This window comes from Bradyrhizobium vignae, assembly GCF_004114425.1.
GTDB classification, from domain to species: domain Bacteria; phylum Pseudomonadota; class Alphaproteobacteria; order Rhizobiales; family Xanthobacteraceae; genus Bradyrhizobium; species Bradyrhizobium vignae.
In genome coordinates this window covers 221,291-242,790 of record NZ_RDQF01000004.1, presented here as the reverse complement: position 1 = coordinate 242,790, position 21,500 = coordinate 221,291, and the positions used below count along the sequence as shown (strand labels likewise).

The window sequence follows — 21,500 nt, the reverse complement described above, 5'->3', positions numbered from 1 at the left end:
CGCCACGCGCGTGCACGGCTGTCGGAGCATGGCGGGCGCGCTACCCCATGAGGTTCGCCATGAACAAGCAGATGTTGGAGTTCTCACGCCGGCAGTCGATTGCCGGTTTGTCCTTCCTGGGACTGAGCGGACTGCTGCTGCCGGCTGCCTATGCGCAGAAAAAGAGCCATCAGACGACCGGCGTCGGCCTGAGCGAGAAGCCGGCCATCCACGACGAAGATATCTTCACCTTTGCGCTGAACCTCGAGTACATGGAGGCCGAGTTCTACCTCCGCGCCACCACTGGCAAAGGCATCTCGGATGCGGACGCCGGGTCTGACGCGGCAAGCGTGACCGGCGGACACGAAGCCAAGTTCGAGAACAAAGCCATCCGCGAGTTCGTGGAAGAGCTGGCGGAGAATGAGCTGGCCCACGTCCGCTTTTATCGCAAGACTCTCGGCAAGAACGCGATATCCCGCCCCGCGATCGACTTCGAGGGTGGGTTCAAGGCAGCGGCTCAGGCAGCCGGTCTTCCCGCCGATTTCGACCCCTTTGCGGACGACATGAGCGTGCTGCTCGGCGGCATGCTGTTCGAGGACGTGGGCGTGACCGCCTATGCCGGTGCCGCGCCGCTGCTGAAGAGCAAGGAATTCCTTGAAGCAGCGGCTGGCATCCTGGCCGTCGAGGCGTATCACATGGGTATGGCACGATCACAGCTATATCTCATGGGAGAGAAAGCCTGGACGGCGGCCAATGCGATCTCCGATGCGCGGGATCAGGTGGACGGGCCAGAGGACAAAGACCAGGGTATCCGCGTGAACGGCAAGGCCAACGTCGTTCCCTCCACGCCCGATGCCATCGCCTTCCATCGTACGCCCCAGGAGGTGCTGCACATCGTTTATCTCACTGACAAGCAGGGCGTGAGCAAAGGCGGATTCTACCCAAATGGGATGAACGGTGCTTTGAAGACGACCTGAGCCAGCCAGTAGCGCTGTGACTGTGCCTTCGTTCGGGAGCGCGCGATAGCTTTTGGCCCGGAGCGACTCATCCTCTTGCCTATGAAGCGCGCCAAGGCTTGGACGTTCTGAAGGACGGCTGAGGGCGCCGGCGCAACGTCACGGGCGTCCCGGAGGAACGGATGCGACCTGGCCTCTGTTGACTCCGAAGACAGCAACATCCAGGAGGCGAACATGGCCATGGAAGATCGCGAGACCTCCAGTCTCATCGGAAGCGACAAGGTCGAAGGCACGAACGTGTACGGGCCCGACGGGCAGAAGGTCGGCTACATCGAGCGCGTCATGATCGACAAGGTTGGCGGCAAGGTGTCCTACGCGGTGCTCAGCTTCGGCGGCCTGCTCGGCATCGGCGACGATCACTATCCGCTGCCTTGGCAGACGCTGAAATACGACACCAATCTTGGCGGATACGTCACCGGCGTCACGCAGGATCAGCTCACGGGCGCTCCCAAATACGGCGACGAGAGCAGTTGGAGCTGGGACGCCCAAACGAGGCGCTCGGTCGACGACTACTATGGGGTGCCGGTCGCCTAGCGAGGGGGTAGGCGCGCGGAGGAACGAAGCCGCAGCGTCACCGTTGGTCGGGATCGATTTGCGAGGCCCTATGGGAACGGTTTTCGCGCGTCGCCGGCGAGCGCACGGACATGCCGAATTATCGGCCGGAGCGGTTCTGATCGCGATTGTCGCCGGCCTTCTGGTGGTATGCGCGACGTCGCGCAGTGCCGCGGAGAGCTGAGGCGGAGGCCGATGCGGATCGCCCAGATCGCTCCGTTGGCCGAAAGCGTTCCCCCGAAGCTTTATGGCGGCACGGAAAGGGTCGTGGCCTGGCTGGTCGACGAGCTGGTCGATCTCGGGCATGAGGTGACCCTGTTCGCGAGTGGCGATTCCAGGACGCGCGGAGAACTGCATGCGGTCTGGCCGCGCGCGCTGCGTCTCGGGCGGCCGCGTGTCGACCCGAACACGGCCTGCACGCTCTTGATCGAAGCGGTCTCGCGTCGCGCTCGCGAGTTCGACCTTGTTCACGCCCATGTCGACTGGCTGCATCTGCCCGCGCTCAGCAGGTGCGGGATCCCGTTTCTCACCACCCTGCATGGGCGCCTAGACCTGCCTGGCATCGGCGAGGTGGCTCGGCAGTTTCCGGAGGCGTGCTTCGTCTCCATTTCCGACAAACAGCGCGCTCCGCTCGAGGACGCAAACTGGTGCGGCACGGTGCATCACGGCTTGCCGGCCCGGCTGTTTCGGCCGTCCTACGCTCCCGGGTCGTACCTCGCCTTCCTCGGGCGACTCACGCCGGACAAGGGGCCCGAGGAGGCCATCCGGATTGCGCGGGCGGCCGGCATGCCGCTGCGGATTGCTGCGAAGGTGCCTCGCGGCGAAACCGGCTACTTCAAGAAGCGGATTCAGCCGGAGATCGACGGGGCTCGGGTCGAACTCGTCGGCGAGGTGGACGAGCGCGGCAAGCAGCCGTTTCTGTCGGCCGCTGCGGCCCTGCTGTTTCCGATCAAGTGGCCCGAGCCGTTCGGCCTGGTGATGATCGAGGCGATGGCATGCGGGACGCCCGTGATCGCCTATCGGGCCGGATCGGTACCGGAAGTCGTCGAGGAAGGAGTGACCGGCTTCATAGTCGAGGACGAAGCGCAGGCGGTCCGGGCGGTCAGGGATCTATCACGGATCGACCGGCGCAAGGTCCGGGCGCGGTTCGAAGAGCGGTTCACCTCGACCAGCATGGCGCGGGCGTACGAGACTCACTACCGGCGGCTTCTCGCCGCCGCCAGGCCTGCCCAAATCTCGGTCGCCTCCGAACACCTCGGCACGCCCGCGTCTCCGCTCGTCCCGTGAGCGCTGCTGTTCACGGCCGCGTTTGATTGTGGATCAAAGGGAGGGTTACATGCGACGTCAACAAAGCGGCCGCCGCCCGCGCCGGTTGTTCGCGTCGATCGCAAACGGGGCCTCGCAAGCGGCCGGGCGCGCATCGACCTTCGTCCTGGCCTGCGCGGTGGTCGTCATCTGGGCTGCTACCGGACCTCTCTTCCACTTCTCTGACACGTGGCAGCTCGTCATCAATACAGGAACGACCATCGTGACCTTTCTGATGGTCTTTCTGATACAGAACTCGCAGAACCGGGATAGCGCTGCGATCCAGGTCAAGCTGGATGAGCTCATCCGAACCGGCAGTGTCCAGAATTCCTTCGTCGGCATCGAGCATCTTTCCGCGGACGAGTTGGAGGAGCTGCGCGCCCGCTGCGAGGAGCGCGCCAAGGCGGTCGCGGCTGAGAGAGGAGGGGCAGGCAGGCGCCGCCCACGAAGGTCCCAGAACGACGCCGAAGGCTGATGGCTCCAGCGGAAAGAAGAACGGTCGCACCGCAATGGTAGGAACGCGCGAGGCAACGCAACGTTCGAGTCGAAGGTAGTCGCAATCCGCGCTTCCGAATTCCTGCAGAGGAGGAGAGACATGAGGTCCATAGCCAGCGCGCTGGCCTTTGCTCTGGCGCTTGCAGCTCCGGCCGCACTTGCCCAGACCACGAAGCCGGACGTTTCCGGCGCTCCTAGCGCGCAGAACTCGGGCACCGGAATAGCCGGCCAGCCGGGAAACAAGAATGGTCCAGCCGTCAAGCCTGGTGAGACCGTCGGCGCCAGCTCGAACCAGCAGAATCCGACGGTCCAGCAGCAGGACACCTCCAACATCAAAGGTCTCCCGGGCAACAAGAGCGGTCCGCCCACGAAGGAGCCCGACCGCAAGTGATGCGGAAGCTCGGATCTTTCTAGTTCGGCGGCATGCGCCTTTCGCCGCCGAGCTCGCCTACGATTCGGACGACCTCGTCCGGATGGAAGGGCTTCTTCACGATGCGACTGCCCGGCACCGGGCGTGGTGCAGCGGGCGAGTAGCCCGTGGCATAGATGACCGGCAGTTCCGGATCGTGCTCGCGGCACCGCTCCGCGATCTGCCATCCGTCGACCTGTCCGGGCAGCCTGACGTCGGTGACAAGCACGTCCGCGACGTGGCGCTTGCACCACTCCAAAGCCTCCTCGCCAGTGCTCGCGTGGATGACGTGATAGCCCGCCTCCCGCAGCGCTTCGACGACGAATTCGCGGATCAGGGGGTCGTCCTCGACGAGAAGTACGCTCACTGGAAGTACGCTCACTGGCGGCTCACTTGGGATAGCATCAGTCACGCACGTCGAACGATGCAATTGCGTGGTCGTTCCCGACGGAAGCGCGCCTGGGCGCGCGTGACTGGAGGGCTGTTCAAACGGTCTTGTGCCCGAGAGTTCAGGAGCAGCCAGACGTCGCTCGGGTTCCAAGATCTCTGAGCCGCGCACGGGAATGGCGGGAGCTGACAGAGAGTGAAGCTCACTCGGTCTTGGGCATTCCGTCCCTTGCCGCCGCACTTCGTGCAACGGCCCGGGAAGATCCTACGGCCAGGGCCGGTCTCTTCCGTGGGTTGGTGGCCGGTGCCACCGCAGGCGTCGCACTTGATCTCTACGGCCCCTCCCCTTCTCATGCTTCGCCGGCGCCGGCAAAGAGCGTGGAGGGCGGGCTGGTGCGTGGAGGCGGCAGCGGCCTGGCGCTGCCGGCGGGCTTGCTCTTGGCGTCGTACCTCTTGGCCAGATCGAGCAGTCTTCTGCGTGTGAACGGGTCTGCCTTCTCTGCCAGATCGCGCGCCCGCTGCGCGAAGCCGCTGTAGAACTCTTCCATGACGCCACCCCCGCAACAATCACTGAAAGCCGATCTTCGATGGTCGACGAGGCTCACGTCAAGAGATCGCTTGTGCCCGCCCGGCAAAGGGCACTACGCTGACCGAGGCGGGGGAAGGCAAATGTCGCTGCAGCATCCAATCCGGAAGCCGTGCCCGCACTGTGGGCGGGCGATGAAGCTCGTGCGCGACGAGGGCGCAAGAGGCGGAGAGCGCTACGTCTGCTCCGATTGCGACGACGATCCGCTGCACGACCCCGCCGCCCGGAAGTGGGTAGACGGCCCGCTGCGGCCGCCTGCGAAATAGCGGTCGGAGGGCCCGGGCTGGTCCGGACCTCGCAGAATCGGGACTGGCAAGTTCGTCACGGCCGCACCAACTCCCTTGTAGATGCCAAACATGGGAAGGTGCGATGTGTCGGCTGTCGCAAATCTGCTTGCGCGAAAGCAGGCGCTCATGGAGCGACTGCAGAGCGGTACCGGACCGAACGAACGCGAGGAAATCGAGCGCCTGCTCGCGCAGATCGAGACCGCGCTGAACCTGCTCGAGTCGGGCGATGCCGCCGCCCCGGGCGAGGAATGATCGGTTCGTGCCGGTCAGAGCGCGCTGAGATCGTCCGGAACCTCGCCGAACTTCAGGATCAGCTTGGCGTCGCCGAAGTCGCCGCTGGACGGGTCTCCAGTCCGCGAAAAGGCGACCGCCCCCGCGCAGCCTGGTTTCCGCGAGAGCGCTTCGGCGCGCATGACGGCGGCGTTGGCACTCAGGCACTCGACCGCCTCGCCGGGCGCGACGCCGTCATCGGCCATGACGAACGGCAATGCCACGTAGTAGGTGACGTCCATTGCAGTCACTCCTTGCGTTCGCGGTGCGGGCCATGCCGCCCCCGTGAATATCCTTTCGAGACCGCCGCGCGCAGCTCGTTGGCCTCGGCCTCGAGAAAGTCGATGGCGATCAACAACGCCTTGACCGCCTCCCGGGGGTCTCCGCCGCAGACTTCGATGGCCTGGTCGGCGGCGCGCTCAAGATCGCCCTTGGCGAGCGCAGCAGGTTCGGAAGCGGCGGACATGCTTTCTATGTTCTCCATTTGTTCCATATGAGTCAATGGGCATCCGTCGGATTCCGCCGGTGGCGAGGACCGTACGGATGAATCTTCGCCCGGAGAGGCCCGCCCGTCGGAACTGCCATCTGCAGTTCGTCTTGAATCCAGGCCACCCCAATGGAGTTCTGCGTAACATGGCCCCGCGTGCCAACTGGAAAGGCTTCCTGCGTCTGTCCCTCGTCACCTGTCCGGTGGCGCTCTACCCCGCGACGTCGGAGAGCGAGAAGATCTCGTTCAATCAGCTCAATCGCGAGACCGGCCATCGCATCAAATACCTGAAGGTCGATGCGGATACCGGCGACGAGGTGCAGAACGAGGACATCGTCAAGGGCTACGAGTTTGAGAAGGGCCAATACATCGAGGTGTCGAAGGAAGAGCTCGAGGAGATCGCGCTGGAGTCCACGCGCACCATCGAGATCGACGAGTTCGTCGACAAGTCCGACATCGATCCACGCTACCTGATCCGTCCCTACTACCTGCGTCCGGACGGAAAGGTCGGGCATGACGCTTTCGCGGTGATCCGCGAGACCATCCGCGAGATGGACAAGGTCGCGATCGGGCGGGTGGTGCTGACCAACCGCGAGCACATCATCGCGCTCGAAGCCCGCGACAAAGGCCTGATTGGCACGCTGCTGCGCTATCCCTACGAGGTCAGGAGCGAGCAGGAATATTTCGACGAGATCCAGGACGTGAAGGTCACGAAGGACATGCTGGACCTTGCCAAGCACATCGTGAACCAGAAGGCCGGCCGCTTCGATCCCGAGAAGTTCGAAGACCACTACGAGAGCGCGCTGATCGATCTCATCAACCACAAGCGCGCCGGCAAGCCGATCACGCCAAAGTCCAAGCCGGCGGCGGGCAACGTCGTCGATTTGATGGAGGCGCTGCGCCGGTCAGTCGGCAAGGAGGCCGCGCCTGCGAACGCGGCCAAGCCCGCCAAGAAGCCGAAGAAGGCGTCGGCGGGCCAGAAGGAGTTGCTGATGCCCATCGCCGGCAAGAAGCCTGCGAAGGAGGCGGCCGCGAAGAAACCCGCCGCCAGGCCGCAGCGGAAGTCGGCCTGACGCTAGTGGTAGGAGGTTCGAATGGACATGCAGGAAGCCTCAGCGATGACGGAAGCCTCCGGCCTGGTGAACGACCCAGAAGGCGCGGAGTTGGCTGTTGCGGCCAGGCTGAATGCCGAAGCGAAAACGGCGGCCGACTTGCGACGACCGCGCTCATCTCAAGACGGCGCCCTGCGCTTGGCGGATCGCTTGCGCGAGGCAGCGATTAATGCCCCGCTGCGGTCGCTCTTGGTCGCCTTTTTGGTTGGAGTCTGGGTCGCGCGCCGGCGCTAAGGTGAAGTCGTTCCGAGTTGTCGGAACCGCTTCGCTCAGTCCTCGGGACCCCTTTCGCTCGCGGGGCACTCCGGGCACGTGTCTCCGATGGAATCGAGCACATCGAGGATCGCCGCGACGGAATGATCGGTCGAGATGCCTGCCGGCGGATATTCGCAGGCGAGCTCGACTGCTCTCTGGCGGGCATGGGGGTCGGCCCGGTCCTGCATCCAGCCGTGCTCCTCGCATTCGTGGATCGCTCCGGTCTCCTTGATGTCGCGCAGATATTTGACGAGGCGCGTCACCTTCCTTCGTCTGCGTGTGTCCCTGCTCGCGTGGTCGCTGTGAGTGATCACCAGCCGGTGCAGCTGTCTGCGGCTGACGGACGGCGCCGGCTGCGTCGCTGCGATGGACTGGACGCGGTTTGCCCAAAGCTGATCGCTTGTCACAGTGAAACGCGACGACGGCAGGGGAGGCTCCTCACTTCACCGTCCGCCGCGGAGCACCAGCACCAGCACCAGCATCGTCCTTGCTCCTGCACAGGCCAGTGAGGTTTCCCAGCGCTCGCGAACGCGGGAGGGTGAAGCCGGTTTTTTTATGCGGCACTCCCCCCGGCAGCGGGAAACGCTCTGAGATTTTTTTTCTAGAAAAAGCGACTTACGGGGGCAGGGGAGATTGATCCATCCGCATGACCCCACCCCCCGAAATAATCGGGCGTCACCATTTTCCGCGCCGTATGAGCGCATTTTCCAAAAGGCGGTTTCCGCCGTCACCGTCCGCGCGCCAGCCGCGCCAACAACAAGAGAAACATGTCAGAGATCATCAGCGTCCACGCATCATTGACCGCGACCGACAGCGCGAGCCCCGTCATCGCCGGACTTCTCCGGAACGTTCGCAAGCTTGAGGCCGCAGTTAAATCCATCAACGGCGTCTCAGCATCCAAGCTGTTTCCCGACAGTGTCTCAGCCGGCCTCCAGAAGATCACCGACGACGCTCGCAAGGCCGCTGCGACCTACCGCACTGAATGGAAGTCGGCCTATGCCGACAGCCTGCGCGACGCGCGGGCGTTCCACCGCGAGCTGGACCGCCTCGACCGGCAGACCTACAGCCGCCGGCAGGTTGAACAACGCGCTGTTGGTCGTGGCGCCAGCTCCGGCGGGCGTGGCTCACTTCCCCGGGGCATTTCGCCAACCACCGCGCTCATCTCCGGCGGCATCACCATCTCCGGCGTCGCATCCGCCTTCAAGCGACGGATGGAGACCGACGTTGCTGAGACCAAAGCACAAATCTTCGGCGGCCTGTCGCAGGCTGAGGTGAAGCGGCTGCGCGGCGATTGGTCCGATCAGGTCGCGATCAAGTTCGGCGAGTCCGCCGCCGCTGTGCTGGACAGCTACACCGAGGCGCTGAAGCAAGGCTTCGATTCCACGGCCGCAAAGAAGGTCACAGAGAACGCCTTGGAAGCGTCATCGGCCCTCGAAATGAACATCGGCGAGTTGATGAAGCTGGCCGGTAAGACCGCCACCGCTCTCTATGGCAACGTCCGGAACGCCGATCCTGCCCGCGTAGCGCGCATGATGACCTCGGTCGCCGTGGCCGCTGCCGCGACTGCCGCAGACCCGAACGAGGTGGTAGAGGCGAACAAGCGCGCTCTGTCCGCCTTGAGTACCACGAAGATCAAAGAAACCGACCTATCCGCGTTCACGTCGGTCGGCATCTCGGCAGGCCTCCAGCCGAACAAGGCCGGCACGTTCCTTGGCTTCCTCACCTCCGAATTTGCGAACGCCGGAAACGCTCGCGGACAACGCGCGAAGGATCTAGATCAAGCTGCACGCATGATCGGGTACGGCGGCCGGGCGCAGATGGCTCAGAGAATGGCGTCGGCTCCAACCGAGTTCATGTTGGACATGTTTTCGAAGATGAGGAACATGTCTGAGCAGAACCGGGCTAAATTCGCGAACCTTGCCGGCATGCGGGAGTGGCGGGACGAACTGGTGCAGATGGCCAAGGCTGCCGACCAAATCCGGGAGACGTTGAAGGAAATCGACCAGAAGAGCGACGCGGTCTCCGCGTTCTCCCGTACCAAGCTTAACTCGCTTCAGAAGCGCTGGGACCGCATCAAGGCAATGTTTGGTCTCGCATGGGAGAAATTCGGGAGCGGCTTCGAGCAGAGCTTCATCGAGGTATCCGATTGGTTCGATCGACATACCGGCATCTTCACCTCCAGCAAGATCGCGGAGAAGTCCAGAGACCTTGTCGAGCGACTGAAGAAGGCCTTTGGCGTCGCCAACATGGGCGACGCACTCGACAAGATTGCAGCGAAACTTTCGTCCATCGACGTGGACAAGATCATCGGCTTTGCGTCGGGCTTCGTGAGCGGGCTCAAGTCAGTCTCTGACACCATCATCACCATGCTGAAGGGCGTTGCCACCGCCATGGGAAAGGACGGCAACAGCGCCGAAGTCCTGGGTAAGCTGGTCGGCCAGATTGTTGCGCTCTCCATCGCATTGGGAACGCTCGCCCCGCTCATGGCCGTGTTCGCTGGCGTTGCGAACATCATCAGCCGCATCGCGGGCCTGCTCGGTGGTCGGGCGTTGCTAGGTGCCGCCACCGGCAACCCTGTTGGCACCGCTGCCCTGCTCGCGTGGGCCCTCGCGGAGAACAACGACGCCGGCTTACCGGATGCCTCAAAAAAGCGGCCGGGCGAGACGACAAGCCAATGGCGAGAGCGTCAACGCCAGCACAAGAAAGACCTGTACCAGAAGCAGAGTGGTGACGGCTTCAACCCCGCGGACGTTCACCCGATGAGTTTCATCGGGAACAAGCTGGACGATCTCGGTGGGAAGATCGAACGAGCCTCGTTCATGAGCACTGACTTCAGCTCCCGCGGTCGCACCTACAGCAGCGGCGGAGGGCTGAGCGGCAGCACGGCGATCGGCGCCAACATGAACCGGATCATCAGCGGAGTCGGCACTCCCGATGCGCTGTGGAAGAACGTAACGCCGGGCGGCATCCTTCCGAACTTCGGTGTTGGCTCCGGCGGCATCATCAAGCGCAGCAACATCCCGTCGTTCAACGGCGGAGGTGGCAGCGTTGACGATATGAGCCGGTCGGCCTTCGATAAAAAGTTCGCCGGCACTCCTCTCGCAGGCAAGTACGATCAGATCGTCGCGGCAGCCAGAGCCAACGGCATCTCACCTGCGCTGCTGGCCGGCGTGATCGCACATGAAACAGGCAACGGTCATGTGCTGTCGGGAAACAACGTGGCGGGCCTGATGGACCCGGCAACGGGCATGGCGAAGAAGATGCAATTCGCCAGCCTCGATGCCGGCATCAGCCGGGCGGGCCGAGTGGTCGCAAAGAACTACCGTCTGGCCGGTGGCAACCTCGACAAGATGGCGGAGCGATATGCGCCGGTCGGCGCCGCGAATGATCCACGTCGGCTGAACGGTGGCTGGCCCGCGGGCGTGCGCAAGCAGATGAATGCGCTGTCCGGCGGTGGATCAGCCGGCAGCGGCGATGCCGTGGCGTGGGCCGAAAAGTACAAGGGCATGAACGAGTATACCGACAACCGCGTGTTGGCGGCAGCCCTTGGCGGTGACGTACGCGGCAAGTCGAATGCTTGGTGTGCTCGCTTTGTTAACAAGGCGTTGGAGGCCGCCGGAGGCAGCGGCACGGGTAGCGCGGTGGCGAACAGCTTCCAGAAATGGGGCTCTGCGATCAGCCCGCCCGACGTGAAACGCAATGACGTTCTGCTCCAGACGCACGGCCTCGGTTACAATCAGCCCGGTGGCCACGTTGGCCTCGCGACCGGCGAGACCCGCATGCAGAACGGCCGGCTGCAAATCAAGATGCTGGCCGGCAACGATGGCGACTCGGTGCGCGAGCACTGGATCGACGCAGACAAGAACCTGATGGTTCGTCGCGGTAATCCCATCGGTCAGGTCCCGTCGCCGGTTGACGCGGTGAAGAACGTTCCCGCTGCTCCACGATCTGGCGTCCCGATGAGGGGCGGCTTTGGTGGCGGCGCTGGCGGTAATGTCGCGATCCATATCAACGGCAATAGCCACGACCCGGAAGCCCTCGCAACGCTGGTGCAGCGCCGGGTTGACGAGTCGATGAACTGGCGCGCCCATGACTCAGAGAGCGAGTACACCTGATGACAACAGCTCGGCCCTACGGGGCCGGGCAACTTTTTTCGCCGTTTGCGTCAATACAAATTCCAATGCAAACGCCGATCGATCATGTTCGATACGCGATCGACGTTCAGTCGCATTGAAAGGAAAGCATCACCGTGAAGAGCGACCCAGTAGAAACCGCAATCGAATTGATCTTGCCGGCCCTGTTTAGAATCGGTGGAGATCATCAGGCATCCGCGCGATCAGCAGCCGATAGCCTCATGCACTTGATCGACGTGCAGGCATTCCACGAGGTCTCAATCGAGGGCGCTTCGACGATCGACGGGAACTCGCTCGGTACTTCCTGACCTAGGACGTCCGTGCTGCCAGACGCAGACCAAGTTGATGTCACGAGCTTGTGGCATGTTCGTTGCAGACTGGCATCGACTGAGATTTCAGCGCTCAGTTAGAGAATAGGGCGCCGCCGGGACGCTTGTTTCGAGCCCGGCCGTGCTCTTTTCACTGCCGGCTGCTCTCGCGCCGTCATAAATCCGTAATCTTCAACCATCGAACCTTGGCGACGTCGCTCAAGTTGTTTAGGAGTAAGGCCGCGAGGGAACTGATATGATCGACAATACGCAATACGACGACGCTAAACGAAATCGCCTGCTCGAAGCAGCTCAGCAGGAGATGATCAAGTTCGAACGCAAAGAGAACGAGTTCCGGAAGAAGGATCGTGCCGAGAGAGCGGCGGAGCTGCAACTGCCTCTGGAAAAGCTCGACATCCAATGATTACGGTGCCGCAGTTTCACAGAATTGTCACGGCACATTTCTAGCCTGGCTATGCGACGGGGGACCGACGCGGTAGCTCCTCGCCCATCCTCGGCCTAGACCACCAGACGGGCGGGGAGCTCGCTTCGAACCAATCGCCGATGCGCCGGTTAGCACGGCATGCAACGCCTCAAGCATTTTCTCGCCTAAGCCATAACTGGCTCATCCGGACCATCCGCGCCCTCAGCCACTCAGGCTGGGGGCGTTTTTGCAATCCGGGGGATGGCATTAATCACCCGGGCCATGGCGAACACCGACACGTCGCCGTAGTCCTCACCAGATGTTCGGGCCGCGTGGCCCTGAATGGCATCGACGACTCGCGGATCGAATCCAAGGTTACGGCTGACTGACTTGAGCCGGTGCCGCCATGCGTGGTTCGGCTGGACCCGTTCGTCGGTTACCACTGCCCGAACAAAATCAAGAACACGTTTGTAGCTGCCTCTCGCGAACAGCGGGCCGTCTGCCGAGTCAGCGACGAAGCGCAACAGCCCCAATTCGATCAGTTGCGGATGAACAGGGACCAGCCGGTAAGTCCCGGTTTTGATGCTTCCGGCAAGTGGATTGAGATCAAAAACATGGTGGCCTGACTCGGTGCGAACATCCTCTTTCCGAAGCTGTAGCGCCTCCGCAATACGGCAGCCGGTGTAGCAGGCGATCAGCGGAGCCCACCGCTTGGCGGCGGCAGTCATCGGGTCCTCTTTCGGCCTCCGCACGTACGAACAGCAGGCCTCGAAGATGGCGGCGGCTTCCTGATCTGTGAAGCCCTTCGGACGGGTCCGGATTTTCTTCTCCGCCTTGACCTTGACTGCGTCCGCCGGATTTTTCGTCAGCCTCCGATTGTCTACGGCCCAGCCGAAAATGGATTTGATCCCCGGCAGATCACCATCCTTCAACGTCTTGGCGGTCACGACCTTCAGACGGGCATCTTTGAACGCAATCATGTCCTGCTCGGTCACCCGGTTAGCATCGTCGTGACCGAGATGCTTAACCAGGCGATCGATCGCGCCCTTGTAAGTGTCGTAGGTGGTGCGACTGCGGCCGGTTGCTTTGGCTTCAGCCCACCATGAGTCAAGCAAGCCGGTGATAGTCTGCCGCGGCTTGATCGCTGCGACGCTTTCGATCGGTGGGAAGCGCTGGGCCTTGGGATCAGGGCTGTAGTCACCTTCGGCATTGCGCCGGAGCTGCCAGCCCGCATCAAGACTGGCCGTTCCGACAAGGCGCAGGAAGCGACGTCGGTCATTCGGGTTTAGGTGGATGCGCTGACGGATCAACACCCAATCCGCGAGAAGGCCGAACCGATCTTCAAGCGCGTCATACTGATCGGCCGGCAAGGCGTTGACAGCCGCGGTCAGATCACCTGTCCCAAACAGCTCCGTCGCGGTGCTCACCTCGTTCGGCATCAGCGCGGCCGGCGGAGGGTTTTTGATGCGACCCTCAAGGGCCGCGCGACTGAGCGCCTTGTGATACATCCATGCGTCAGGTTCGCCCGGGTTGTCGCGGTGGATTTCCTGATACAGCCGATAGGTCTCGCCGCTCAGCGCCACCATGTCTTTGTGACTGAGAGTGATCGGAGCCGCTTCGGTCAGATCAAACAGCCGGCGAAGATGATCCAGAGCGTTGGCCTGTCGCGCCTCCGCAATGGTCCTGTCGTCCGTACCGAGGCTGAACGCTACGTCGCTTCCGATCGTCACCGTCCGGACGAATGGATAGTCGTCAGGTGTGCTGATGCTGAGCAACACGCGCTTGCCGCGTAGTCGATCGACGATCTTGGTGGGAACACGAATTCGGAATTGGGGAACGGTCGAGCCGGCACGCTGGGACATTGAGAACTTCAGGGAAACCATTGGTCTGTGTGGCACTTTTGTGTGGCACTCAGGACCGAAATTTCAATAAAATCAATGTTCCCAAGAAGATGGGTGGTGCTGCCAGACAGGATTGAACTGTCGACCTCTCCATTACCAATGGAGTGCTCTACCACTGAGCTACGGCAGCATGTGCTGGGATCAGAATCGGCCGCCACGGGGGCCTACCAAGCGGGCCGATATCTGCCACAAGCCCCCCTCCTGTGCAAGCTTGCAAGCCCCGTCAAAACGAGAAAATCGGGTCGATATCGGGGTCAAAATGCCCGTTTTCGCTCGAAACGCGCGACTTTCCGCCAATTCGGGGACAATGCCCCCGCCAACTGGCCAGTTGGCGCAAGGCCCGGATTTGATCCATTTCGCGTTTCGCACGATCGGATCGCGTCGGCCTCTTGAGCTGCCATACTTCGGTGGCATCCTGCCGCTGATCCCGTGAATGGACCTTTGATGACCGACCAGAACGACAAGAGCGCGAGCCAGGCGAGAGCGTCCCGCGACGACCGCCTGAAATCCGCGCTGCGCGAGAACCTGAAGCGGCGGAAGGCGCAGGCGCGCGAGCGCGCCGCAATCACCGACCCCTCGCAGAACGACGATCGTTCCCTAAATGAGGGGGCCGCCGGCAACAAGGCCGGCCGCTAGAATTTTGGAGTGCATGCAGTGGCGATGGGGCACGACCAACCGCAACGAACCGACCGTGACGCGCAGATGTTGCGGTTCACGCGCCCCGAGCAGACCTTTCCGGCGCTGACACCCGCCGAGATCGCGCGGATCAGGCACTTCGGCGAAATCCGCACCTACGCGGATGGCGAGTTGCTGTTCGAGACCGGCAAGCCCGGGCGCGGCATGTTCGTCGTCCTGAAGGGCCATGTCGCCATCACCCAGCGCGACGGGCTCGGTCACGTCACCCCGGTGATCGACCAGGGGCCGGGGCAATTCCTGGCCGAGCTCAGCCAGCTCTCCGGCCGGCCGGCGCTGGTCGACGGCCGGGCCGAGGGCGACGTCGAGACGTTGCTGCTGCCGCCGGACCGGCTGCGCGCGCTGCTGGTCGCCGAGGCCGAGCTCGGCGAGCGTATCATGCGGGCGCTGATCCTGCGCCGGGTCAATCTGATCCAGGGCGGCGTCGGCGGCCCGGTGCTGATCGGACCGTCGAACTCCGCCGGCGTGGTGCGCCTGCAGGGCTTTCTCACCCGCAACGGCCAGCCGCATCATCTGCTCGATCCCGATCGCGATCGCGACGCCGCCGAATTGATCGCGCGCTATTCGCCCAAGGCCGAAGACTGGCCGCTGGTCGTCACCGTTGACGGTGCGGTGCTGCGCAATCCCAATGAGACCGAGCTTGCACGTGCCATCGGCATGATCGGCGGCGCGAAAGGCGACCGCATCTACGACGTTGCGGTCGTGGGCTGCGGACCCGCCGGGCTCGCCACCGCCGTGTACGCGGCGTCCGAAGGACTGTCCGTCGCCGTGCTCGACACCCGCGCCTTCGGCGGCCAGGCCGGTGCCAGCGCGCGCATCGAGAACTACCTGGGCTTTCCGACCGGCATTTCCGGCCAGGCGCTGACCGCGCGCGCCTTCACCCAGGCGCAAAAGTTCGGCGCCGACATCATGATTCCGGTCACGGTGAAGTCGCTCGACTGCACGCGCAAGGATGGCGTATTTTCGGTGGCGCTCGAGGGCGCCGATCCCTTGCGTTCGCGCGCGGTGGTGGTCGCGAGCGGCGCGCGCTATCGCCGGCCCGACATCGCGAATCTCGATAAGTTCGAAGGGCGCGGCGTCTGGTACTGGGCCTCGCCGGTCGAGGCGCGGCTCTGCGCCGGCGAGGAGGTGGCGCTCGTCGGTGCCGGCAATTCGGCCGGACAGGCCGCGGTGTTCCTGTCGGGCCACGCGAAAAAAGTGCTGATGATCATCCGCGGCGGAGGCCTCGGGGCCAGCATGTCGCGCTATCTCATCGAGCGCATCGAAGCGACGCCTAACATCGAATTGATGTTCAACACCGAGATCACGGCGCTCGAAGGCGACGAGGCCTCGCTGCTGCGGCGCATCCGCTGGAAGAGCCGGCTGTCCGACGACGAGGATTCCGCCGACATCCGCAATCTCTTCCTGTTCGTCGGCGCTGATCCGGCCACCTCGTGGCTTGACGGCTGCGGCGTCACGCTCGATCGCGGCGGCTTCGTCGTGACAGGCGCGCAGTCCGAGCAGAACCAAGGCAAGCTGGTGGCGCCGCTGGAAACCTCCGTGCCCGGCGTCTACGCTGTCGGCGACGTCCGCTCCGGCTCGGTCAAGCGCGTCGGCGGCGCCATCGGCGAAGGGGCGCAGGTCGTAGCCTCCCTGCACGGCTATCTCGGCGACGCCGCAAAACCGGCGCTTTAGTCAAGCAGAAGGCAAGCGCATGGCAAGCGAATCCGGCTTGCCATCGAGCCGCGCGATGCGTGACTATCCCTCGTCCTGAGGAGCGCGCTTGCGCGCGTCTCGAGGGAAGGCCCGGATGCATCTGGGCCTGCATGGTTCGAGACGCCTGCTTCGCACGCTCGTCACCATGAGGAATTACGATAACAAGTTTCAACGGGAGAACTAAATGGCTGAAATCGTCGTGCTGTACAAAACACCAAAGGATACTGACGCCTTCGACAAGTATTATGCCGAAACGCACATCCCGCTCGCGAAGAAACTTCCCGGCCTGAAGAAATACGCCGTCAGCAAGGGGCCGGTTGCATCTCCCGCAGGTCCTTCCGGAATCCATCTCGTCGCCATCCTCACCTTCGACAGCGTGGCCGACATCCAGGCGGCATTCGCCAGTCCGGAAGGCAAGGCGACCGGCGCCGACGTGCCGAAATTCGCCAGCGGCGGTGCCGACATGCTGATCTTCGACACCAAGGACGTGTGAGGGATCGATTCAACCTTCGTCGAAAGCCTGAATGCCCGTAGATCCCGGATGGAGCGCAGCGTAATCCGGGGCAGCTATTGCATGTGGCACGTTTCCCGGATTTCGCTTCGCTCCATCGGGCTACAAACTAACAACTGCCGTCATGCGCGACGGCGCTGCAAGAAATTCAGCCATGCGTTTGTCGATTCGCACGATGACGCGTGGCTGCACCTCTGTATGTGGCGACAACGCAGGTGGCAATTCCATGAGGGCCGTAATACTACTCTCATCATCTCAATGCGGAGAGTAGGAGAGATGTCATGGTCCTTGGGTTGAGCCTGCCTGCCGTCACGCTGGTCCATGTCATCATCAGCCTGATCGCGATCGCCGCCGGCCTGGTCGTGATGTTCGGTCTGCTCGGCTCGAAGCCGATGCGAGGCCTCACCGCGATCTTCCTGCTGTTCACCATCCTCACCAGCGCCACCGGATTCCTATTCCCGTCCAGGGAACTGCTGCCCTCGCACATCATCGGCATCATCTCGCTGGTGCTGCTCGCGATCGCCTGCGTCGCGCTCTACGGCATGAGGCTCGCCGGCGTCTGGCGTCCGGTCTACATCGTGACCGCGATGATCTCGCTGTATTTCAACGTCTTCGTGCTGGTGATCCAGTCGTTCCTGAAGGTGCCGGCGCTTGCCGCGCTCGCGCCCGCCGTACCGCCGGCGCCGCCATCGGGGCCGGTATTCGCCGTCGTGCAGGGTATCGTGCTGGTGTTTTTCGTGGTGCTGACGATCGGCGCCTGGCGCCGCTTCAGGCCGATGGCGTTTGCCTGATCACACGATTCTCAACGTTCCCAGTTGATGCGGCGCATCGCATTCGGAACGTCGCATAACCATCTGCAGATCGTCGGCGCGTGCCTGTTCGCGCGCACCAATTTCACCGAAAGAGAGTAATCCATGCCCACCATCACCACCAAAGACGGCGTCGAGATCTTCTACAAGGACTGGGGCGCGGGCCAGCCGATCGTGTTCAGCCATGGCTGGCCGCTCTCTTCGGACGACTGGGACGCGCAGATGCTGTACTTCGTCACGCGCGGCTATCGCGTCATCGCCCATGATCGCCGCGGCCACGGCCGCTCGGCGCAGGTCGCCGACGGCCACGACATGGATCATTATGCCGACGATCTCGCCGCGCTGACCGCGCATCTCGACCTCAAGAATGCCATTCATGTCGGGCATTCCACCGGCGGCGGCGAAGTCGTGCACTACATCGCGCGTCATGGGGAAAGCCGGGTGGCGAAAGCGGCGATCCTCTCGGCGGTACCGCCGCTGATGGTGCAGACGGCGGCCAATCCCGGCGGGCTCCCGAAGAGCATGTTCGACGATCTCCAGAAGCAGCTCGCCGCCAGTCGCACGCAATTCTATCGCGACCTCCCCGCCGGCCCGTTCTACGGCTACAACCGCCCCGGCGCAAAACCGTCGGAAGCGGTGATCCAGAACTGGTGGCGCCAGGGCATGATGGGCGGTGCGAAAGCGCACTACGACGGCATCGTTGCGTTCTCGCAAACCGATTTCACCGAGGACCTGAAGAAGATCAACGTGCCTGTGCTGGTGATGCACGGCGACGACGATCAGATCGTGCCCTATGCCGACTCGGCGCCGCTCTCGGCCAAGCTGCTCAAGAAGGGCATTCTGAAAACGTACAAGGGATTCCCTCACGGCATGCCGACAACGCACGCCGAAACGATCAACGCGGATCTCCTTGCGTTTTTCAAGGACTGAGGCTCTTGCCCTGGAGGGCAGGGTCGATCGCGCGAAGCGCGAGCGGGGTGAAGCGATCTCTCCAATCGGGCACTGCTCAATGCGGAGAGACCGTCACCCCACCCCGTCTCATATTCCGCAGCGCTCCAGGTGAGACGACAAGATCCCTTCGTCAACCATGAAGGCTTGGTGGTGCGGCTGTTGCCGCAGCCTCGCCGCCGGCTGGGCCCGGTGAACCTTGCCGGCTATCCCGGCGGACCGACCTCATTGCGAACGGCCCTGGCGTCAATAAATCCATTGGGTCGGCCGATTGTCGCAGCCGTTGACAGCCGACGGCGAAAGGTCGGTGCTACGCCGGATTTCCCCGCGGCTCGTGACCTCGACCGAGCAGATTCGGCCGCGCCATGATCCGCGTTGCCCGGAGGATATCCGCGCAGGATGCTGGAGATGACGGATATCAATAGCCTCTGACCTGCTAGTTTGTACGGAAATTTCGCGGCCCGCGCGCGTTGAGTCCCGTCCGCTCCAAAGGAGAAGTGTCGGCGATGTCGCCCCAGCTGAAACTGATCGCGCTCGACGCCGACGATCTCGCGGTGATCTCCACCCATGTCCAGGACGCCCGAGTCCAGACGTCCGACATCATCTGGCGGCAGAGCGAGAAGCGGCTTGTGGTCGGCATGAGCCGGCTGGACTGGGAGCAGACATTGGAGGGCGAGGCCGAGCCGCGCCGGCTGGTCGCCGCGCTCCGTTTCGACCGTGTGCTCGCCTGCAAGTCGCGCAACATCGACCTCGCTGTGCCGGAAAAGGTGCTGGACCTGATCGGCATTGAATTTCATCCCCAGGATGGGCGGCACGAGGAGCCTGGCGGCAGTGCCCTGCTTTTGTTCGCCCAGGGCGGCGCCATCCGCCTGGACGTCGAGTGCCTGGAATGCGAGCTGACCGACCTCGGGGCGGACGAGTTGGGAGTGGGAATTGAGGGGGAGGGGTGACGTGGCCGGTATACCAGCCAAACGGGCTCAGTCCTCGCCGGAACGGCATCTCCCGAGGGTTGACGCAGCTTCCCCGCCGCGCCATTGAGCAGGGGACCTGCGCCGATCCGCCCCTCAAGACCAGCCAGAAGCCAAGCGAAACATGCCCGTTCGCCTCGACCGCAGCAGCGCCGATTTTGACCAGCGATTCGCCGCCTTCCTCGCCGCCAAGCGCGAGGCTTCGGCCGACGTCGAGGCCACCGCGCGCGCGATTGTCGATGATGTGGCCAGGCGCGGCGACGCCGCCCTGCTCGAGGCCACGGCAAAATTCGACCGCTTGAGGCTCGATGCATCCTCCTTGCGCGTCTCCGCCGCTGAGATCGAGGCCGCCGTGAAGGCCTGCGACGCCGCGACGCTGGACGCGCTGAAACTCGCGCGGGACCGCATCGAGACCTATCACCGCCGTCAGCTCCCGAAGGACGAGCGCTTCACCGACCCGCTCGGCGTCGAGCTCGGCTGGCGCTACACCGCGATCGAATCGGCCGGCCTCTACGTGCCCGGCGGCACCGCGGCCTATCCGTCCTCGGTGCTGATGAACGCCGTGCCGGCGAAGGTCGCCGGCGTTGCACGTCTCGTGATGGTGGTGCCCTCGCCGGACGGCAAGCTCAATCCGCTGGTGCTGGCGGCCGCGCATCTCGGTGGCGTCACCGAGATCTACCGTGTCGGCGGTGCACAGGCCGTCGCCGCGCTCGCGCACGGCACCGCGACGATCGCACCGGTCGCAAAGATCGTCGGGCCCGGCAACGCCTATGTCGCCGCCGCAAAGCGGCTGGTGTTCGGCAAAGTCGGTATCGACATGATCGCCGGCCCTTCGGAGGTGCTCGTCATCGCCGATGACACCGGCAACGCCGACTGGATCGCCGCCGACTTGCTGGCGCAGGCCGAGCACGACGCGAGCGCGCAATCGATCCTGATCACGGATTCGGCGCGCCTTGCCGCCGATGTCGAAAAGGCGGTCGAGGCGCAGCTGAAGACGCTGCCGCGCGCCGCGATCGCAAGCAGTTCCTGGGCCGATTTCGGCGCCGTCATCATGGTGAAGAACCTCGAGGATGCGATCCCGCTCGCGGATGCCATCGCTGCCGAACATCTCGAGATCATGACGGCGGATCCGGACGCGCTCGCCTCAGAGATCCGCAACGCCGGCGCGGTGTTCCTCGGGCCGCATACGCCTGAAGCGATCGGCGACTATGTCGGCGGCTCGAACCACGTGCTGCCGACGGCGCGATCGGCGCGATTTTCCTCGGGACTCTCGGTGCACGACTTCATGAAGCGCACCTCGATTCTGAAATGCGGACCCGATCAATTGCGTGCGCTGGGTCCAGCCGCGATGACGCTCGGCAAGGCGGAGGGGCTGGATGCCCATTCGCGCTCGATTGGATTGCGCCTCAATCTGTCATGACAAAGCCGCCCGAACAGGACGACTCGACCAATCGCATCGTCGCCGTCTCGCTCGACGAGGACTCGATCGGCCGTTCCGGGCCGGACATCGAGCATGAGCGGGCGATCGCGATCTATGATCTGATCGAGCAGAACCTGTTCGCGCCCGATGGCGCCGAAGGGAAGGGTCCGTTCACGCTGCATATCGGCATCACCGGCAACCGGCTGATGTTCGATATCCGCCGCGAGGACGGCACGCCCGTGGTCGCGCATCTGCTGTCGCTGACGCCGTTCCGGCGGATCGTGAAGGACTATTTCATGATCTGCGACAGCTACTACCAGGCGATCCGCACCGCGACCCCGGACAAGATCGAGGCCATCGACATGGGCCGCCGCGGCATCCATGACGAGGGATCGCGCACGCTGCAGGAGCGGCTGAAGGGCAAGGTGCGGGTCGATTTCGAGACTTCGCGCCGGCTATTCACGCTCATCACCGTCCTGCATTGGAAGGGGTGAGCGCGCATGATCCCGAAAAGTGGGAACCGGTTTTCGGATCGGATCATGCGCCAAAA

The 21,500-nt window shown here is 63.5% G+C and carries 25 protein-coding genes and 1 tRNA gene; 19 read left to right on the top strand and 7 right to left on the bottom strand.

Going from position 1 to position 21,500, the window contains the following annotated elements:
• The first annotated feature begins 59 nt into the window (after positions 1-59).
• The 5 genes from EAV90_RS05440 (at position 60) to EAV90_RS05420 (ending at position 3,738) form a co-directional block, all read left to right on the top strand.
• Positions 60-956, top strand: coding sequence for a ferritin-like domain-containing protein (locus EAV90_RS05440; RefSeq protein ID WP_283810435.1), 897 nt, complete (start codon positions 60-62; stop codon positions 954-956).
• Between the two features lie 213 nt (positions 957-1,169).
• Positions 1,170-1,529, top strand: a complete 360-nt coding sequence (locus tag EAV90_RS05435) for a PRC-barrel domain-containing protein (protein ID WP_129142811.1) — start codon at positions 1,170-1,172, stop codon at positions 1,527-1,529.
• 213 nt (positions 1,530-1,742) lie between these two features.
• Positions 1,743-2,834 (top strand): glycosyltransferase family 4 protein, encoded by a 1,092-nt coding sequence (locus EAV90_RS05430; protein WP_129142810.1) that lies wholly within the window; start codon positions 1,743-1,745, stop codon positions 2,832-2,834.
• Between the two features lie 49 nt (positions 2,835-2,883).
• On the top strand, positions 2,884-3,327 hold the full coding sequence (locus EAV90_RS05425) for a low affinity iron permease family protein (protein ID WP_129142809.1): 444 nt from the start codon (positions 2,884-2,886) through the stop codon (positions 3,325-3,327).
• A 120-nt stretch (positions 3,328-3,447) separates the two neighbouring features.
• On the top strand, positions 3,448-3,738 hold the full coding sequence (locus EAV90_RS05420) for a hypothetical protein (protein WP_129142808.1): 291 nt from the start codon (positions 3,448-3,450) through the stop codon (positions 3,736-3,738).
• A 19-nt stretch (positions 3,739-3,757) separates the two neighbouring features.
• Here EAV90_RS05420 and EAV90_RS05415 read toward each other — a convergent pair whose 3' ends face one another.
• Both EAV90_RS05415 and EAV90_RS05410 read right to left on the bottom strand, forming a co-directional pair.
• Positions 3,758-4,138 carry a response regulator transcription factor gene (locus tag EAV90_RS05415; protein ID WP_430644716.1) on the bottom strand — a complete coding sequence of 127 codons (381 nt, stop codon included), beginning with the start codon at positions 4,136-4,138 and terminating at the stop codon, positions 3,758-3,760.
• A 355-nt stretch (positions 4,139-4,493) separates the two neighbouring features.
• The gene (locus EAV90_RS05410) at positions 4,494-4,691 is read right to left on the bottom strand and encodes a hypothetical protein (RefSeq protein ID WP_129142807.1); all 198 of its coding nucleotides are present in this window, start codon (positions 4,689-4,691) and stop codon (positions 4,494-4,496) included.
• 451 nt (positions 4,692-5,142) lie between these two features.
• Here EAV90_RS05410 and EAV90_RS41165 point away from each other — a divergent pair, with 451 nt between their 5' ends.
• Complete coding sequence (locus tag EAV90_RS41165) at positions 5,143-5,268, top strand: hypothetical protein (protein ID WP_283810434.1); 126 nt, start codon at positions 5,143-5,145, stop codon at positions 5,266-5,268.
• Between the two features lie 14 nt (positions 5,269-5,282).
• On the opposite strand, the gene EAV90_RS05405 is transcribed toward EAV90_RS41165, so the two are convergent.
• Together EAV90_RS05405 and EAV90_RS05400 are read right to left on the bottom strand one after the other, a co-directional pair.
• Positions 5,283-5,528 (bottom strand): hypothetical protein, encoded by a 246-nt coding sequence (locus EAV90_RS05405; RefSeq protein ID WP_129142806.1) that lies wholly within the window; start codon positions 5,526-5,528, stop codon positions 5,283-5,285.
• A gap of 5 nt (positions 5,529-5,533) precedes the next feature.
• Positions 5,534-5,752, bottom strand: a complete 219-nt coding sequence (locus EAV90_RS05400) for a hypothetical protein (RefSeq protein WP_018643611.1) — start codon at positions 5,750-5,752, stop codon at positions 5,534-5,536.
• A 167-nt stretch (positions 5,753-5,919) separates the two neighbouring features.
• On the opposite strand from EAV90_RS05400, the gene ku reads away from it, so the two are divergent.
• Together ku and EAV90_RS05390 are read left to right on the top strand one after the other, a co-directional pair.
• The gene (gene ku / locus EAV90_RS05395; protein ID WP_129142805.1) at positions 5,920-6,846 is read left to right on the top strand and encodes a non-homologous end joining protein Ku; all 927 of its coding nucleotides are present in this window, start codon (positions 5,920-5,922) and stop codon (positions 6,844-6,846) included.
• 21 nt (positions 6,847-6,867) lie between these two features.
• Entirely contained in the window at positions 6,868-7,119 is a 252-nt protein-coding gene (locus tag EAV90_RS05390; RefSeq protein WP_129142804.1) for a hypothetical protein, read from the top strand.
• Positions 7,120-7,154: 35 nt separating this feature from the next.
• Here EAV90_RS05390 and EAV90_RS05385 read toward each other — a convergent pair whose 3' ends face one another.
• Positions 7,155-7,403, bottom strand: a complete 249-nt coding sequence (locus EAV90_RS05385; protein WP_129142803.1) for a hypothetical protein — start codon at positions 7,401-7,403, stop codon at positions 7,155-7,157.
• Positions 7,404-7,907: 504 nt separating this feature from the next.
• Between EAV90_RS05385 and EAV90_RS05380 the strand changes: the two genes are divergently transcribed.
• From EAV90_RS05380 to EAV90_RS39310, 3 genes are all read left to right on the top strand, one after another.
• Entirely contained in the window at positions 7,908-11,255 is a 3,348-nt protein-coding gene (locus tag EAV90_RS05380) for a phage tail tape measure protein (RefSeq protein ID WP_129142802.1), read from the top strand.
• A gap of 134 nt (positions 11,256-11,389) precedes the next feature.
• Entirely contained in the window at positions 11,390-11,581 is a 192-nt protein-coding gene (locus EAV90_RS05375; RefSeq protein ID WP_129142801.1) for a hypothetical protein, read from the top strand.
• 256 nt (positions 11,582-11,837) lie between these two features.
• Positions 11,838-12,005, top strand: coding sequence for a hypothetical protein (locus EAV90_RS39310; protein WP_164936793.1), 168 nt, complete (start codon positions 11,838-11,840; stop codon positions 12,003-12,005).
• Between the two features lie 230 nt (positions 12,006-12,235).
• On the opposite strand, the gene EAV90_RS05370 is transcribed toward EAV90_RS39310, so the two are convergent.
• Together EAV90_RS05370 and EAV90_RS05365 are read right to left on the bottom strand one after the other, a co-directional pair.
• Positions 12,236-13,867 (bottom strand): tyrosine-type recombinase/integrase, encoded by a 1,632-nt coding sequence (locus EAV90_RS05370; protein WP_164936792.1) that lies wholly within the window; start codon positions 13,865-13,867, stop codon positions 12,236-12,238.
• Between the two features lie 94 nt (positions 13,868-13,961).
• A tRNA-Thr gene (locus EAV90_RS05365) sits at positions 13,962-14,036 on the bottom strand.
• Between the two features lie 314 nt (positions 14,037-14,350).
• Here EAV90_RS05365 and EAV90_RS05360 point away from each other — a divergent pair.
• From EAV90_RS05360 to EAV90_RS05320, 8 genes are all read left to right on the top strand, one after another.
• Complete coding sequence (locus tag EAV90_RS05360) at positions 14,351-14,542, top strand: hypothetical protein (protein WP_129142799.1); 192 nt, start codon at positions 14,351-14,353, stop codon at positions 14,540-14,542.
• Between the two features lie 24 nt (positions 14,543-14,566).
• Entirely contained in the window at positions 14,567-16,273 is a 1,707-nt protein-coding gene (locus EAV90_RS05355; protein ID WP_129142830.1) for an FAD-dependent oxidoreductase, read from the top strand.
• 205 nt (positions 16,274-16,478) lie between these two features.
• The gene (locus EAV90_RS05350; protein WP_122405934.1) at positions 16,479-16,787 is read left to right on the top strand and encodes an EthD family reductase; all 309 of its coding nucleotides are present in this window, start codon (positions 16,479-16,481) and stop codon (positions 16,785-16,787) included.
• A gap of 299 nt (positions 16,788-17,086) precedes the next feature.
• A complete protein-coding gene (locus tag EAV90_RS05345) occupies positions 17,087-17,596 on the top strand; it encodes a hypothetical protein (protein WP_122405933.1) in 510 nt (169 codons plus the stop codon).
• A 123-nt stretch (positions 17,597-17,719) separates the two neighbouring features.
• A complete protein-coding gene (locus EAV90_RS05340; RefSeq protein ID WP_129142798.1) occupies positions 17,720-18,544 on the top strand; it encodes an alpha/beta fold hydrolase in 825 nt (274 codons plus the stop codon).
• Positions 18,545-19,068: 524 nt separating this feature from the next.
• Entirely contained in the window at positions 19,069-19,512 is a 444-nt protein-coding gene (locus EAV90_RS05330) for a DUF2948 family protein (protein WP_162500484.1), read from the top strand.
• Positions 19,513-19,654: 142 nt separating this feature from the next.
• Positions 19,655-20,950 carry a histidinol dehydrogenase gene (gene hisD, locus EAV90_RS05325; RefSeq protein ID WP_129142797.1) on the top strand — a complete coding sequence of 432 codons (1,296 nt, stop codon included), beginning with the start codon at positions 19,655-19,657 and terminating at the stop codon, positions 20,948-20,950.
• Positions 20,947-21,444, top strand: coding sequence for a UPF0262 family protein (locus tag EAV90_RS05320; RefSeq protein WP_129142796.1), 498 nt, complete (start codon positions 20,947-20,949; stop codon positions 21,442-21,444). The genes hisD and EAV90_RS05320 overlap by 4 nt, the downstream gene beginning before the upstream one ends.
• Positions 21,445-21,500: the final 56 nt, after the last annotated feature.

Coding starts and splice junctions, on each gene's coding strand:
- EAV90_RS05440 (WP_283810435.1), top strand. CDS start 60: ATGAACAAGCAGATGTTGGAGTTCTCACGCCGGCAGTCGATTGCCGGT.
- EAV90_RS05435 (WP_129142811.1), top strand. CDS start 1,170: ATGGCCATGGAAGATCGCGAGACCTCCAGTCTCATCGGAAGCGACAAG.
- EAV90_RS05430 (WP_129142810.1), top strand. CDS start 1,743: ATGCGGATCGCCCAGATCGCTCCGTTGGCCGAAAGCGTTCCCCCGAAG.
- EAV90_RS05425 (WP_129142809.1), top strand. CDS start 2,884: ATGCGACGTCAACAAAGCGGCCGCCGCCCGCGCCGGTTGTTCGCGTCG.
- EAV90_RS05420 (WP_129142808.1), top strand. CDS start 3,448: ATGAGGTCCATAGCCAGCGCGCTGGCCTTTGCTCTGGCGCTTGCAGCT.
- EAV90_RS05410 (WP_129142807.1), bottom strand. CDS start 4,691: ATGGAAGAGTTCTACAGCGGCTTCGCGCAGCGGGCGCGCGATCTGGCA.
- EAV90_RS41165 (WP_283810434.1), top strand. CDS start 5,143: ATGGAGCGACTGCAGAGCGGTACCGGACCGAACGAACGCGAGGAAATC.
- EAV90_RS05405 (WP_129142806.1), bottom strand. CDS start 5,528: ATGGACGTCACCTACTACGTGGCATTGCCGTTCGTCATGGCCGATGAC.
- EAV90_RS05400 (WP_018643611.1), bottom strand. CDS start 5,752: ATGTCCGCCGCTTCCGAACCTGCTGCGCTCGCCAAGGGCGATCTTGAG.
- ku (WP_129142805.1), top strand. CDS start 5,920: ATGGCCCCGCGTGCCAACTGGAAAGGCTTCCTGCGTCTGTCCCTCGTC.
- EAV90_RS05390 (WP_129142804.1), top strand. CDS start 6,868: ATGGACATGCAGGAAGCCTCAGCGATGACGGAAGCCTCCGGCCTGGTG.
- EAV90_RS05380 (WP_129142802.1), top strand. CDS start 7,908: ATGTCAGAGATCATCAGCGTCCACGCATCATTGACCGCGACCGACAGC.
- EAV90_RS39310 (WP_164936793.1), top strand. CDS start 11,838: ATGATCGACAATACGCAATACGACGACGCTAAACGAAATCGCCTGCTC.
- EAV90_RS05370 (WP_164936792.1), bottom strand. CDS start 13,867: ATGTCCCAGCGTGCCGGCTCGACCGTTCCCCAATTCCGAATTCGTGTT.
- EAV90_RS05360 (WP_129142799.1), top strand. CDS start 14,351: ATGACCGACCAGAACGACAAGAGCGCGAGCCAGGCGAGAGCGTCCCGC.
- EAV90_RS05355 (WP_129142830.1), top strand. CDS start 14,567: ATGGGGCACGACCAACCGCAACGAACCGACCGTGACGCGCAGATGTTG.
- EAV90_RS05350 (WP_122405934.1), top strand. CDS start 16,479: ATGGCTGAAATCGTCGTGCTGTACAAAACACCAAAGGATACTGACGCC.
- EAV90_RS05345 (WP_122405933.1), top strand. CDS start 17,087: ATGGTCCTTGGGTTGAGCCTGCCTGCCGTCACGCTGGTCCATGTCATC.
- EAV90_RS05340 (WP_129142798.1), top strand. CDS start 17,720: ATGCCCACCATCACCACCAAAGACGGCGTCGAGATCTTCTACAAGGAC.
- EAV90_RS05330 (WP_162500484.1), top strand. CDS start 19,069: ATGTCGCCCCAGCTGAAACTGATCGCGCTCGACGCCGACGATCTCGCG.
- hisD (WP_129142797.1), top strand. CDS start 19,655: ATGCCCGTTCGCCTCGACCGCAGCAGCGCCGATTTTGACCAGCGATTC.
- EAV90_RS05320 (WP_129142796.1), top strand. CDS start 20,947: ATGACAAAGCCGCCCGAACAGGACGACTCGACCAATCGCATCGTCGCC.